Source organism: Pseudomonas anatoliensis, from assembly GCF_017976235.1.
Classification (GTDB): Bacteria; Pseudomonadota; Gammaproteobacteria; order Pseudomonadales; family Pseudomonadaceae; genus Aquipseudomonas; species Aquipseudomonas anatoliensis.
In genome coordinates this window covers 379,136-393,218 of sequence record NZ_JACVHC010000007.1, presented here as the reverse complement: position 1 = coordinate 393,218, position 14,083 = coordinate 379,136, and the positions used below count along the sequence as shown (strand labels likewise).

Annotated in this window: 13 protein-coding genes; 9 read left to right on the top strand and 4 right to left on the bottom strand. The window is 59.6% G+C overall.

Annotation, left to right across the window (positions count from 1 at the left end; translation table 11 throughout):
* Positions 1–9 precede the first annotated feature (9 nt).
* The 6 genes from ICA16_RS23505 to ICA16_RS23480 all read left to right on the top strand — a co-directional run bounded on the left by ICA16_RS23505 (position 10) and on the right by ICA16_RS23480 (position 6,867).
* Positions 10–1,011 carry a polysaccharide deacetylase family protein gene (locus ICA16_RS23505; RefSeq protein WP_150616526.1) on the top strand — a complete coding sequence of 334 codons (1,002 nt, stop codon included), beginning with the start codon at positions 10–12 and terminating at the stop codon, positions 1,009–1,011.
* A complete protein-coding gene (locus ICA16_RS23500) occupies positions 1,008–2,315 on the top strand; it encodes an oligosaccharide flippase family protein (RefSeq protein ID WP_210701754.1) in 1,308 nt (435 codons plus the stop codon). The genes ICA16_RS23505 and ICA16_RS23500 overlap by 4 nt, the downstream gene beginning before the upstream one ends.
* Complete coding sequence (locus ICA16_RS23495; RefSeq protein WP_210701753.1) at positions 2,312–4,231, top strand: hypothetical protein; 1,920 nt, start codon at positions 2,312–2,314, stop codon at positions 4,229–4,231. Before ICA16_RS23500 ends, ICA16_RS23495 begins: the two co-directional genes overlap by 4 nt.
* A 62-nt stretch (positions 4,232–4,293) precedes the next feature.
* A complete protein-coding gene (locus ICA16_RS23490; RefSeq protein WP_150602279.1) occupies positions 4,294–4,983 on the top strand; it encodes a GNAT family N-acetyltransferase in 690 nt (229 codons plus the stop codon).
* Between the two features lie 4 nt (positions 4,984–4,987).
* Positions 4,988–6,178, top strand: a complete 1,191-nt coding sequence (locus ICA16_RS23485; RefSeq protein ID WP_210701752.1) for a GNAT family N-acetyltransferase — start codon at positions 4,988–4,990, stop codon at positions 6,176–6,178.
* Complete coding sequence (locus tag ICA16_RS23480; RefSeq protein ID WP_210701751.1) at positions 6,175–6,867, top strand: N-acetyltransferase; 693 nt, start codon at positions 6,175–6,177, stop codon at positions 6,865–6,867. Before ICA16_RS23485 ends, ICA16_RS23480 begins: the two co-directional genes overlap by 4 nt.
* Before the next feature lie 152 nt (positions 6,868–7,019).
* On the opposite strand, the gene ICA16_RS23475 is transcribed toward ICA16_RS23480, so the two are convergent.
* Complete coding sequence (locus ICA16_RS23475) at positions 7,020–7,826, bottom strand: class I SAM-dependent methyltransferase (protein ID WP_210701750.1); 807 nt, start codon at positions 7,824–7,826, stop codon at positions 7,020–7,022.
* Between the two features lie 280 nt (positions 7,827–8,106).
* Between ICA16_RS23475 and ICA16_RS23470 the strand changes: the two genes are divergently transcribed.
* The 3 genes from ICA16_RS23470 to ICA16_RS23460 all read left to right on the top strand — a co-directional run bounded on the left by ICA16_RS23470 (position 8,107) and on the right by ICA16_RS23460 (position 9,127).
* Positions 8,107–8,400 carry a type II toxin-antitoxin system RelE/ParE family toxin gene (locus tag ICA16_RS23470; RefSeq protein WP_150602283.1) on the top strand — a complete coding sequence of 98 codons (294 nt, stop codon included), beginning with the start codon at positions 8,107–8,109 and terminating at the stop codon, positions 8,398–8,400.
* Between the two features lie 2 nt (positions 8,401–8,402).
* Positions 8,403–8,711: an addiction module antidote protein gene (locus tag ICA16_RS23465; protein WP_150602284.1), complete on the top strand. Its 309-nt coding sequence runs from the start codon at positions 8,403–8,405 to the stop codon at positions 8,709–8,711.
* Positions 8,712–8,779: 68 nt separating this feature from the next.
* Entirely contained in the window at positions 8,780–9,127 is a 348-nt protein-coding gene (locus tag ICA16_RS23460; protein WP_210701749.1) for a hypothetical protein, read from the top strand.
* Between the two features lie 156 nt (positions 9,128–9,283).
* Here the strand turns inward: ICA16_RS23460 and ICA16_RS23455 are convergent, their stop codons facing one another.
* The 3 genes from ICA16_RS23455 to ICA16_RS23445 form a co-directional block, all read right to left on the bottom strand.
* Positions 9,284–10,735 (bottom strand): sigma-54-dependent transcriptional regulator, encoded by a 1,452-nt coding sequence (locus ICA16_RS23455; RefSeq protein WP_210701748.1) that lies wholly within the window; start codon positions 10,733–10,735, stop codon positions 9,284–9,286.
* Positions 10,704–12,197, bottom strand: coding sequence for a sensor histidine kinase (locus ICA16_RS23450; RefSeq protein WP_150602495.1), 1,494 nt, complete (start codon positions 12,195–12,197; stop codon positions 10,704–10,706). The genes ICA16_RS23455 and ICA16_RS23450 overlap by 32 nt, the downstream gene beginning before the upstream one ends.
* Positions 12,198–12,520: 323 nt before the next feature.
* Positions 12,521–13,969, bottom strand: a complete 1,449-nt coding sequence (locus ICA16_RS23445; RefSeq protein ID WP_210701747.1) for a sensor histidine kinase — start codon at positions 13,967–13,969, stop codon at positions 12,521–12,523.
* Positions 13,970–14,083 lie beyond the last annotated feature (114 nt).

The window sequence follows — 14,083 nt, the reverse complement described above, 5'->3', positions numbered from 1 at the left end:
ACTGAGGCCATGGCGATCAAACAACTTCTAAAACGCACCAGTGGCTGGCTCTATCTCAACTCGTCCGTGGGCCGCAATCAGTTGCACGGCGCCGGGGTGATCCTGATGCTGCATCGGGTGCTGGCCAACGACCGCGCCGCCGATCTGCCGCACCGCAATGAACTGTGCGTCGGGCCCCAGGCCTTCGAGCATTTGCTGGTGTGGCTGCGCAAGCATTTCGATTGCGTGCCGCTGATGGAAATCCTTCAACCAAATTCGCTGCGCACCGAGCGCCCGCAAGTGGCGCTGACCTTCGATGACGGCTGGCGCGACAACGCCGTCAACGCCTTCCCGCTGCTGCAAAAACATCAGGTGCCGGCGAGTATTTTTCTCTCCACCGATTTCATTGGCAGTCGTCAACGATTCTGGTGGGAAAGCCTGGGCGAAACGCTGTGGGGCAGCCATGGCGACAAGGCGCGGATGCACTTGATCGAATACCTGCGCTCGATCGGTAAGCCATTGCCGGTGCTGGTCGATGACATCGATGTGCAGCGGCGCAGTCTGGCCCTTTTGCATTATCTGCAAAGTTTGAAAGATCTCGACCCGCAGGTGCTGGAACGGCTCACCGACGAGTGCCCGCAGGATTCTCTGCCGCAGGCCCTGGATTGGCATCAGGTGCGCGCAATGGAAGCTTCGGGGCTGGTGCGGTTCGGTCCGCACGGCGCCAGCCACGCGATTCTTACAGGCCTTGATAGTGCGCGCCTGACCCAGGAAATCAGCCGCAGTCGCGACGCCTTGAACAACGGCTGCAATCGGCCGTTACCGGTGTATTGCTACCCCAACGGCGATAACGATGAGCGCGTGCGCGAGCAGGTCGCCAATCACGATTATCCGTTTGCCCTCGGCACCGCTACCGGTCTCTATCGTGGGGCCGGCGACCCTTTGAACCTGCCGCGCTTCGGCGTCAGTCAACGCACCGCACGCAATCCCGAACTGCTGTCGTTACGCATCTTTCGCGGGGCACGCACATGAGCCGAGGCAACTACCTCAAGCATCTGGCCCTGAGCATGGGCACCAAGCTGGCGATGATCGCCTTGCGTCTGCTGCGCAACGTGTTGCTCGCGCGGATACTGGGCCCCAGTGAACGCGGTTTGTTTGCCTTGCTCAGCACCCTGCCGGACTTGATCAGCGCCGCCACCAGCGGCGGGCTGAATTCAGCGGTCGGCTATCAAGCGGCCAAGCAGCGGCCGATGGGTTTGCTACTCGCTCAGGTGCTGGTGTTCGGCTGTCTGCTGGCGGGGCTGCTGACCTTGCTGGTGGTTGCGTTGGTGCGTGAGTTCGGCGGCGAACTGGATATAACGATGCAACTCGGTCTGCTGGCCTGGCTGTTGCTGTTGGCGGTGCCGCTCACCGTACTCAAAAGCGGCCTGCTGACATTGCACAACGCCTCTGGCGGCGTGGTCGCGTTCAACGTGCTGCGCCTGATCGAATCGCTGGCGCCGCTGCTGCTGTTTCTTGCGCTGTTCTGGATGTGGAAAAGTGCTGCGCTGGAAGCGGCGCTGATCAGTTGGCTGGCCGGGATCAGCCTGGTGGTGCTGGTGGGATGGATGTGGCTCAAACGCGCGCAACCGATACAGCTGCAATGGGACCGCGCCAGCCAGAACGAACTGCTGCGCTTCAGTGCACGCAGCCATCCGGATCTGCTGTTCCAGCAAGTCATCCTGCGCTCCGACTACTTGTTCATCGGCGCCCTGCTCGGCAGCACCGCGCTGGGTCACTACGCAATGGCCAGCGCCGCCGCCGAACTGCTGCTGATCGTTCCGGAAGCGGTGACCACGCCGCTGATGAAACGCCTGCTGCAACAGGACAAAGGCATGGACAAAGTCACTCCGCTGGCGCTGCGACTGACGGCGACGGTGATGCTCGGTGCCTGCCTGACCATGGCGGTGATCGGCGAGTGGTTGATCATCACCTTGTTCGGCGCTGCGTATCAACCGGCCTATCCGGCGCTGCTCGCGTTACTGCCGGGCCTGCTGGGCCTGTGCTACGCGAGCATTCTGCGTCTGGACTTGATTGGCAAAGACCGCCCCGGCACGGTGTCGTTACTGATGGGCTTGGGCGCGGTGTTCAATCTGGCGCTGAATCTGCTGCTGATTCCGGCCTACGGCATTGTCGGTGCAGCGGCGGCTTCATCGATTGCCTATCTGGCCGTCACCGTGGCGATGCTGGTGCTTTATTGCCGCTTGAGTGGCGTGCCGTTCTGGCAAACCCTGATCATTCTGCCCAGCGACATCACCCCGATGTGGCTGATGTTGCAACGCCGGAAGGCAGCATGAAACGCCTGGCCCTGCTGCTCGGTATCGGCCTGTCGCTGGACGCCTACGCGGCGTCGATGCGCTGGGGCGATATCCGCGACGGCAGTTTGTATCTGCAGGCCGATCGCGCCGACACCGTGACCGTCAGTTGGGTGCCAGCGTGGCAGGCAGAGGCCAATGAAGAACATCTGTATCTACTCGACGGTCAGGGCAAGTTGCAGGGCGAACGGTTGATCAAGGCCAATGAAACCCGTGGCAGCCAGAGCTGGCCGCTGGCGCCTGGCGCGGCGAGTTATCAACTGGAGATTCCCGGCTACAGTTTCCGCGGTTACCGGATCGAACATGACGAAAAAACCGTGGCGCTGTTTGCCCCGGCCAAGGTGCATTTCAGCGCGGAAGTGCGTAACGGCACTGAGCTGTATTTCAGGGTCGCACCCGGCGAACATGCGGTGCTGGCCGGCAAGTTCCATGGCGGCATCAGCGGTTTGCAGGCACAGCGGGTTGGCGATGGACAGCAACTGTCATTGGCACTGAAACCCTATCGTGCCTATTGGCAGTTCGATCAAGTCGCGCTGCCCGTCAGCGAACAACCGCAGGTCTGGCGCCTGCTTCTGCAAGGCAGGGGCAAAGCAGCATTCTGGCTCGACGGCACGGCGAATCTGTTTGCGCAGAATCCGCAGCAGCTCAAACCCTTGCAGTCAGAACCGGGGCAGACGCGTCTGACCCTGCACGACAAAGTCCTCGGACGCACGCCGGATCTGGGAATCGCACTGCCTTACCTCGTACCGCCGCCGTCCAGTCACGCCCTACTGGATGCCTTGAAACCCAGCGCTGCGAGTTACTACAGCTTCGTTGACGTCACCTCGAAGAATCCGCATTTCGAAGACGCTTTTCGTCAGCTTTATCAAAATCGCTTCGGCATCCGCCAGGACATCACCCTGCTCGCCGGCACCGGGCGACAGGCCGATCTGCGCGCCGATGTACAAAGCAACAGTGGCCTCGACGCCTGGCTCGCGGGCACCCGCGCCCTGGGTGGCAAAGGCACGCATTACATCGGTTTCGCCGACGAGCCTAACCTCAACTATTCAAGCTACGAACAATACCGGGCGATCTTCAACAGCATGGCGCAGCAGGTGCGCAGCGACCCGGCCAACGCCAAGGCAGGGGTGCGCATCGCGATGCCGGCCAGCTCACGCTTGGTCAACGGGCCGTTCACCGAAAACGCGGCGGACAAGCGCGGCATCGACTGGGCACGGCGTCTGCTCGGTGAATCTGCCGATCAGGTCGATGCCTTGGCCTGGCATGAATGGATGATTCGCGACCTGCTCGCGACCCGGGTCTACCGCGACAGCGTGCGCCGCGCAGCAGACCTGGTGGGGCTGGACGCCAAAGGGCAACCACGCAAAGCGTTGCTGCTGGATCAGACCAATCTGTCCAGTGGCTCAGCCCTGAGCCCCTACGATCAGGAAACCCATTTCACCTCGCTGTGGTGGGCCTCGGTGGTGATCAACGCTTCTCAGGATGGGCTGCTGACCATGCTCAACTGGTTTCAGGCAGCCGATGAACCGCCCTACGGCAAAGGCATGGTGCGGGTGCTGGACAATGGTCGTTTTGAATTGAAACCGGTGGGCCTTGCCCAGCAATTCATCGCGCGGCATTGGCTGCCGCAAGTGCTGCAACTGGATAACGACGCTTTTGAGGTGGATGTCCTGGCGATGGCCGGCGACGAGCAGCGCGCACTGCTTGGGGTGAACAAAGGCACGCGCCTGCAACGGGTTGAACTAAGCGGTGCCAGATGCCCGCTGAAACATGGCGCCCTGCGTTACTTCGGCGCCGACAATCGCAGACAGGACGCACCGTTTGTCTGTGAAAACGGGCGTGTGCGTTTCGAATTGCCGGGGCAAACCCTGTTTGCCTTGAGCTGGAGCGCTTCATGAGCCGCCCTTCTGCCCTGCGAGCGTCATGCCGCGCGTGGCTACCTTCATTAGGAGAAGAGACCATGGATCTTTTGCAAAAACTCAGCGGACATATCCGTCGTAACGGCCTGCGAGCGACCTTGGCCAAGATCCGCAGAAAGTACATTTTCGCCCATCAGCAATTGCTGTGGATGGAGCGTGATCTGGTCAGCCCCGTGCCGCCGCACAACCTCAAACCCTACCCACCGCTGCGCGTAATGAAGATCACCGCAGACAACGCCAGTGCCTTCACCCGTTACTTCGGCGACCGTGTCGGCGTCATGGCCGAGCTGGCCAATGAAGGTCGCACCGGGCATATGCATGTCGACGAGCATGGCGATGCCGTGGCGTTTATCTGGGGCACGCCGCGCGATTATTTCGATCGGCATTACTACGGTTGCCGGTTCCCGGTGAAACCCGGCGAGTTCTTCGAATTCGGTGGCGAAATGACCCGCGCCTACTGGGGCACCGAATTGTCAGTCGATGTGCAAGTGCGCCTGTGGAAAGCCATGGCCGAGGAAGGCTGCAGCAAAGTGGTCGATGTCTGTGAGTCGACAAACATCCCGGCACTCAAGCTGCACGTGCGCATGGGCTATACCGAACAACAGCGGATCATGAATATCTACACGCTGTTCGGTCGCTGGCGCTTCTACCGCGAATCCCGCTACAGCGGCTCGCGCCTGGAAGAACTGCGTAAACCTTCCCGTCCACCTGTCACAGCAACGGCGGCCTGAACCTATGGTGATGCGATTCGAATGGCGCACGTCCCTGTGCGCTGCCGATTTCCCGGCAGCGGCCTACGAGGCACTGCGTCTGCGTGTGGCCGACCACACGCCGTTCAACAACCTTGGCTGGTTGTGCGCGGCAGAACAGGCCTTGGGCGAAGATCAGCGCCTGCACATTCTGCTCGGCTGGGAAGCAGAGCAATTGCATCTGTGCCTGCCACTGGTGGCCAGCCGCGAACGCTTCGCTGGCGTGCCGTTTCGTGTTTTGCATCACTTGGGTTATCCGCTGGCCGATCGCCTGGCCCTGCTGTCGTTGCTCGGCAGCGAAGACATGCACAAAGCGCTGGTGCTGATCCGTGAGCGTCTGCCCCATGCGCTGCTGCAACTCAATGAACTGTCAGAACCTGCCGGTGAAGAAAGTGCGCTCACCGAATGGATGGCGCGCAGTTCCACTGCTGAACGACGCCTGAGTTGCCGGGTGCCGGTGCATCTGATCAGCGATGCCGATCATCGCGAGGTCTCCGGCGACCCGCGCTACAAGCTGCGTCGGGCGCGCAAACGGATAGCTGCATGCGGCGCGCAAGTGCGGCGAATCACCCCCGATGCGCTGTCGATGCCTACGATTTTAGAAGCGCTGCAGGAAGTCGAGTCGGTCAGTTGGAAAGGTGACGAGGGCGTCGGGATTTTCGCCACCGAACGCAGTCGTCAGTGGATGGAAAGCGCCTTCACCGCCCTCGCCGACCAAGGCCTGGTGCGGGTCGTTACGCTGGAGCTGGACGGCCGCTGCATCAGCTATCGCCTCGGCCTGCTCGAACAGGGCCGGCTCTACGATTACAACCTGGCGTTTTTGCCACAGTACGCCGACCTCGGTAGCGGCCGGGTGTTGCTGGAGGAATGGATTCGCTGGGGGCTGGATGAGCATTGGCGCTGGATCGATGCGTCCCGGGTCAGCCTGGAAAGCTCCAGCCACCAACTGCACGAACGCATGACCGGACAACTGGAGCACTGGCGCTGGAGTTTCTACTCGTGGCGCCCGAGCGGCTTGCTGCTGGGCCTGGGGCTACGCCTTTGGCACCACGTCAAACCGTCCCTGCAAAAATGGCGCGCACGGCGTGCCGGCAAGTCGACAGCGGCGAACACATCCGAAATTCAACCGGCAACACCATCCACCACACCTGGGCTAGCACCTCGGAGAGCATCATGAAAGCCATCGAAAAACTGCTTCTGCGCATCAGAGAAAGAGGCCTGCGCCGCACCCTTGGCGCGCTGGGCAAACGTTACGTATTCGCTCACCGTGAATTGCTGTGGATGGAGCGCGATCTGGTCACGCCGATTGCCCCGAACAAACTGCGCCCTTGTGAAGGTTTGCGCAGAGTCGACATCACCGAAGAAAACGCCAAGGCATTCAGCAAGTACTTTGGTGACCGCGTGCAGACCATGGCCGAGCTGGCCGCTGAAGGGCATACGGGGCACATGTACCTGGACCAGGACGATCACACCGTCGGGTTCGTCTGGGCCAGCACTCGCGACTATTACGACCGCCACTTCTACCGCTGCACGTTCCCGGTCAAGCCCGGTGAATACTTTCAGTTCGGTGCCGAAATCACCCGGCAGTATTTCGGCAGTAGCTTGACCGTCGATGCACAGACCGCACTTTGGCAAGTCATGGCTACCCGAGGTTTCGAAAAAGTGGTGGATATCTGCGACGGCGCCAATGTACAGGCCCTGAAGATGCATATGCGTTTGGGCTATCAGGAACAGGGGCGTATCACGCATGTCTACGACCTGTTCGGGCACTGGCGTTTCTTCCGCGAAACACGCTACAGCGGCTCAAGACTGGAGGCTTTACGCAAGCCGGAAAGACCGGTGGTGACGGCAGCGGCGCAGGCTTGAATCAGTCCCGAGATTGATGGCGGCTATTGGGCCGCCATCGCGAGCAGGCTCACTCCTACAGTGGGCTTCGGCGAGCACAAACTTTGTGTAGACGCCGATCCAGTGTAGGAGTGAGCCTGCTCGCGATGAGGCCAGTCAGGGCAATACAGACCTCAGTTCTGGACGGCGATGAGGGTGAAACACATCGGCAACTGCGCTTCTTGATTCAGGTACTGGTCATACACCTCTTCCCGATTCGAATGCGCATACTCCTTGAAGTGCGCGATGTTCAGCCCTGCCCCGATGGCGCCGCTGAAGATCGCGCCGAGGGTGTGCACGAACCAGTAGGATTTCGCCGCCTGCTGTTCGACCTTGCCGACATAGACGATCGGCTCTTCCTGCACGAACGGCTCAGCGCGGAAGTACGAGCTCGCGAGGCGATACGGGTCTTCGCCATCAGGATCGACCATTTCCAGAAACGGATGGGTTTCGTAGATCACCAGTTGTCCGTCCGGCTTCAGAACCTGCGCGACGTGGCGAAAGAATTCGCCGATGTCGGGCATCCAGTTCAGCACGCCGATGGTGATCAGCGCGACGTCGAAGCGGTTGTGCAACGTCGCCGGCAGGTGATGGATATCGGCTTCGATGAATTCGGCGTTGTGCGGTGACCGACTGTTCAGTTCGCGGGCCTGTTCGAGAAAGGCGCTCGACTGGTCGACTCCAACCACTTGCCGCGCACCGAGGGCAAACAGCGACAGGCTCTCCCGGCCGTTGTTGCAGCCCAGTTGAATCACCTCTTTACGGTCGACACCGACCTGTTCCAGCACGCCACGCAAAGTGTCGTCCAGGCAGGAAAAATCCGCCTGCGCGACTTCGCTGAGCAATGCCTGCCAGTCCGGCGAATCCTGGTGATGACGAGCAGAATCGTTCCACGCCTGACGATTGCTTTCGATGGCGGTTTTACTGTTGGGCACTTCCATGGCGCACTCCGGACGATGCTCCTGATTGAGCGGATCCGAGTCTAGATCAACCGCCAGTTGCGGTTGTTGCAAACTTGTAAGCCAACTCTGTAGGAGCTACCGCAGGCTGCGATCTTTTGATCTTGCTTTTAAAAATCAAAAGATCGTCCGATCGCGGCCCGAGCCTTCGGCAGCTCCTACACGTTTGGGGCTTTCTGCCTACATACGCTGCCGATGCTTCCATTATTGATAAAGGATTCGGCCGACCTCTTATTCGTATCCACTTGGATACAGTCGGGCAATGAATTATCTTATTCAACAGACAGCAGTCTTCCACGCTTGGCATCGATCAATTCGCGACCTGCGGGCCAAGGTGGCCATCGCACGTCGCATTGATCGAGCCTCTACAGGTAATCTCGGCGATGTTAAATCAGTGGGCGATGGCGTGTCCGAAATGCGCGTAGATATCGGCGCGGGGTTCCGGGTGTATTTCACAATGCGTAACGGTGCAATGATCGTCCTGTTGGCCGGAGGCGATAAATCCTCACAAAGCGCAGACATCCGACGCGCAAAAAAAATGGCAAAGGAGGTTTAACCATGAGCCAGACCTTGACGAGTTTCGACATGGCAGCGCTGCTGGACAGTGACGAAGCCATCAGCGAATACCTGTCTCAAGTCCTCTTGGACGGGGATAACGAAGAGTTTCTTCGAGCAATCGGCTATGTGGTCAAGGCCCGCGGAATGACGCAAATAGCCAAAAACTCAGGATTGGGTCGTGAAAGTCTGTACAAGGCATTCGCGCCAGGCGCAAAACCGCGTTTCGATACGGTTTTGAAGATCATCCATGCCCTTGGAATCGATCTTTGCGCACAGCCGGGGCATGTGATCAATCAATCGGCGTCTTGAATGCGGGACCTGCCGCAGGGCAGCTATAGTTAATAGCCTTGGGGAAAACCGCACTCGCAGGTGCCGCCATGCATATGTTCGAACGGCTGTTGTTGACCGGTTGTCTGCTCGCCGCCACACAGGCGCAAGCGCTGGACAGCAATTTCATCTACTACGGGCCGAACCAGCCCTTCGCCCACCCTGCTCCGCCGTCGTTGTCCGCGCAGCCGCCACGGCCGTTTGATGACACCGCGCCGGAGGATTTCGTGGTCATCCCGGATCGCCACGTGTTTCGTGATTCGCAACTGCCGACCGTGGCGGATGCGACGGTGCGGGTATTTGTTCGCACGTACGATGCCGAGCGCGGGATTTATGTGAATGATGAGGTGCTGGATCCGACGTGCCTGTTGGCTTGCCTCAGCCGCCAGCAGCATTGAGACTGAGCCCTGAACACCTCCTGTAGGAGCTGCCGCAGGCTGCGATCTTTTGATGTTGATTTTTAAAGATCAAAAGATCGCAGCCTGCGGCAGCTCCTACAGGGTGCGTATCCATTGTTCCATCGTTCGCACAGCGGAGTTACGGTGAGACTGGACTCACCACTGGCGTTTGTCCGGTCTGGCCAGGCCGAGTTTTTCGATGCGATAACGCAGCATGTCGCGGCTCAGGCCCAGCAGGCGAGCGGACTTGGTGACGTTCCAGTCGGTCTTGTCGAGCATCTTGCGCACCATGTCGCGCTCGACTTCCGGCAGGTTCATTGATTCCATGTTGCTGGCCGGACGCGGCTCGTAATGCGGCGCCGGTTCGTAATGTTGATGCTGCTGATGCTGATGTTGCGGTGGCAACTCGTCACAAAGGCTCATGCAGACGTTCAACTGGTGCGCGGCAATGGTGTCGTTCGGCGCCAGCAGCACGGTTTGCTCAAGCATGTTGCGCAGCTCGCGCACATTGCCCGGCCAGGTGTAACTGAGCAGCAACTCTTCGGCCTGATCACTGAAATGCAGATTCGGTTTGCCATAGCGCTTGCCATGGCTGGCGAGGAAGTGTCGGGCCAGCAGCAAAATGTCTTCGCCACGCGTATGCAGGCGCGGGACCTTGATCGAAATGATCCGCAACCGGAAGAACAGATCGCGCCGGAATTTGCCCTGCTGCACCATTTGCTCAAGGTTGCAGTTGGTCGCGCTGATCACCCGCAAATTGACCTTGCGCTCCTTCACCGAACCCACGCGGCGAATGGTCCGATCTTCAAGCAGCTTCAAGAGTTTGGCCTGCAACAGCAGATCCATTTCGCCGACTTCATCGAGAAACAGCGTGCCACCGTCCGCCGCTTCCACCAGACCGACACGGCGATCCTTGGCGTCGGTGAACGCGCCTTTCTCATGACCGAATAACTCGGACTCCACCAGATTCGACGGAATCGACGCACAGTTGAATTCAATAAACGGGCCTTTGCTGCGCGGGCCGTCGAAGTGCAGCGCGCGGGCCACCAGTTCCTTGCCGGTGCCGGTTTCGCCCTCTACAAGCACCGGCGGCAGATCGGTGTTGGCCATGCGGCGTTCGGCGTCGAGCAACTGGCCGATGGTGTTTTTCAGGTACTGCATCGGCGCCGATTCGCCAATCAACGCCTGCACCCCGGACTTCTGCGCCTCGCGCTCCTGATAAAACGACAGCGTGCGTTCCATTCGCTCGGTGGCCAGGGCCTTGTCGAGCAGCAGTTTGAGTTCCGGCAGTGCGACCGGTTTGGTGACGTAATGAAAGGCGCCCTCCTTCATCGCCACCACCGCATCTTCGACGTTGCCGTAACCGGTCATCATGATCACTTTGAGATCCGGCGCGCTGATGCGCAGCTTCTGGATCAGGTCATGACCACTCATGCCCGGTAACGAGTTGTCGGTCAGCACGATGTCCGGCATGAAGGTTTCCAGTTGCTCCAGCGCGTCTTCAGCCGAGTGGCAGACGGTCACCTCGAAGTCTTTGCGCTCCAGGTAGGTCTGAATATTGTCGGCCAGCAGTTCATCATCCTCGACCAGCAGAATGCTGTGTTCCATATTCCCCTCCCGATGCCACCTTAAAGTTGAGACTGACGCGGGTTCCCTCCTGCTCGCGGCTGGTCAAGACGACCGACCCCTGAAACCGTTCCATGATTCTTTTGACCAAAGCAAGACCTACGCCGAGCCCGCCCTGCTTGGTGGTAAAAAACGGTTTGAACACCAGTTGCTGCTGCTGCGCGCTCATGCCTTTGCCTGTGTCGCCCAGGATCATGCTTACCTGATCGGGCTGCAGCGTTTCGATCTCCACGGTCAACACGCCGCCCTTGGGCATGGCTTCGAGGGCGTTGGCAAACAGGCTGTTGAGAATTTGCGTGAGCAGCACCTGCTGACTGACGATGGGCGGGCAATCTTGCGGGGTGAATCGCACGACAACCCCGTTGCGTCGAATCAGCGCCTCGAACGCGCCGAGGGTGTCTTCGACCGTCGCGAGCAAGTCCACCGCCTCACCGTCGTCACTCATTGGCCGTAACGACACCAGCAACTCGCGCACCCAGCGTGACATGCGGTCAACCTGGCTGATGATGTCGCCTATATTGCGCTGGGCGCCGTCGCTGGCGACTTCCTGAGCCAGTTCGGCGCTGGAGCGAATGGTTGCCAACGGGTTGCGCAAACTGTGCGCCACCGCCGAGGACATTTCCCCCAGCGCGACAAAGGTTTCGTTGCTGATCAGTTGCTGTTGCTGGCTTTGCAGCAGCGTTGCGGCGCGGCGCACGATCCAGAACAGCCCGAGATAAATCGCTGCGCCGCCGAGCAGGGTCGCCGCCCAGATCGAGGCGAATCCACGGTCGATCCGGTCGACCAGATCGGACGGTTCCTTGTAGATCTCGACCATGGCGACGACTTTGCTTTGGTCGGCATTGAACATCGGAATGTAATTCTCGATGAACAGGTATTTCGGCTCGCGCGACAGTCGCTGCTCAGGCTTCTCGTCGTCGATCTTGTGGTAGCTGGAGGACACCGGGACTTTCATTTCGAACGACTCGTGCAACTCGTCATCGTCTTCAATCTTGACGTTGATCAGCTCCGGGTTGGTTGACCAGATGATCGTGCGATCAAGCGCATAAACAGTGGCCAGCAGAACGTCGGGCAAATGTTCGACATGGTCGAGAAACTCAATGCGTGCCGAAGCGTGCACCGCCGGATCGACGTCGGGGTAACTGTTGTCTTCGCGTGGGTCGAGCATTTCGCCCATGGTGCGGTTCGGGTTGATTTTGGCGTGGCGCATTTCGGCCTCGCCGATGGCCTGGACGAATTGCGCAGTGAGCAACGCATCGCGCTCCACGCTTTCGGTGACCACGAAGCGCGTGGAAATATAGCCCAACCCCAGCGCAACGGCCGCGATGATCAGAAAACTGCCGAGCGAAAACCAGCGCAGCAAATTGAACTGCCCGCGCCAGCCTGTGCACACTGCTGCCGTTGCGCTCGGCGCAGGTATTTTTTGTGATTCCTGTCGCTGCATGGCCGTGCCCTGGAGGTTGTGCATCAATCCGTTCGTTGCCGCCATCACTGATCAGTGTAGGCGGCAATGAACGTGACTCACGGCCTGATGATTCTATTTTGCCGCTATTGGCTGCGCACCGGGCCGAGATTGCGTTAATGACGCCTTGCAACTAACTCGCCACTTCAGTAATTGCTTATAAAACATTAAGTTAGCGGAACGGACCCAATTTCGCCACGCGACGAATGGGGACGATCACCCGATAGTGGGGCAAGTGTCGAGAAAGCAGATCTGCCCACTTCATCGCCACCCGCGGGGGCAACCCGACAAGCACCCGATGGGCGTTAATGGATGAGCTGGAACGCCAGACGCACGGTGGTGCCCTCACCTTCGCGGCTGTCGAGGGTCACGCCGCCGCCGAAGCGCTCCATGATCCGTTTGACCAGCACCAGGCCGACGCCGAGCCCACCCTGTTTGGTGGTGAAGAACGGACGGAAGGCCAGGCTGCGTTGTTCTTCGTTCATGCCTTTGCCCGTGTCGCTGAGCACCACGCAGACGCTGCGGTTGTCGGCCGGTTCGAGGCTAATGGTCAGCGTGCCGCCCTTGTCCATCGCTTCCAGGGCATTGGCCAGCAGGCTGTTGAGGATCTGCGTCAGTTGCACCGGCTGGCTGAGCACCATCGGCGTGTTCTGCGGATGAAACGCCACGTGTATCTGGTTTTTGGCGATCTGCTGTTCGAAGGCGACCAGACTTTCGTACAGCGCGGCCACCAGGTTTACCGGCTCAGGATCATCGTTGAGCGGGCGCAGGGATTGCAGCAGCTCCCTCACCCATTTCGACATGCGGTCGACCTGACCGATGATGTCCTTGATATTTTTCTCCGCCGGCCCGGCATCGAACTCCAGCGCCAGCTCGGCACTGGAGCGGATGGTCGCCAACGGATTGCGCAGACTGTGCGCTACTGCCGAGGACATCTCGCCCAGCGCGACAAAGGTTTCGTTGGCGATCAGTTGCTTTTGCTGCGCCGCCAACAATATCGCAGCGCGCCGCACGATCCAGTACAAACCCAGGTAAATCAGCCCGCCGCCAAGCGCCGTGGCCAGCCAGATCAGCACCATGCCGCGCTCCATGCGGGCGATCAGGTCCTTGGGTTCCTTGTAGATCTCGACCATCGCCGTGACATTTTTGCCTTCGGCGTCGAACAGCGGGATGTAGTTCTCGATGAAGATGTACTGCGGCGGCACCACGAATTTCTGCTCGGCGCGGTCCTTGTCGACGTCGTGGTAACTGGCCGACACCGGAATCTTCTCGTTGAAGGCCCGATCGAGATCTTCATCGGCATGAATGCTGGTGCCGATCAGCTCGCGGTTGGTTGACCAGATCACTCGCCGGTCGGGCGCGTAAATATTGGCGAGAATCACATCCGGCAAATGCTCGATGTGATCGAGAAACTCGCCCCGCGCATCGGCCCGGGCTTGCGGATTGACGTCTGGAAAATCCTTGTCCTGGCGCGGATCGAGCAATTCGCCCATGGTCCGCACATTGGGAATCGCAACGTGGCGTACCTCGGCCGAAGCGATGGCCTGAATGAACTGAGCCGTCAGCAATGCATCACGCTGCACGCTCTCCTCAATCACAAATCGCGTCGACACCGCTCCGAGCGCGACGGCGACTGTGCCGATCACCGCCATGCTGATCAACGAAAACCAGCGCAACAGATTGAACGGCTGCTTGCGCGAGCCCAGCCGCAGGCTGCTCTCATCGACTGGAAGTGATTTCGACTGCATGTTCATGGCGGCGACTTCCCGAAACTTCCCTATAGGGTTATAGCCCACGGTTGGGTGTTTGCCCGGATGCGGGGGCACCAATTTCCCGATCAACCAAAAACCTTCTGTAGGAGCTGTCGA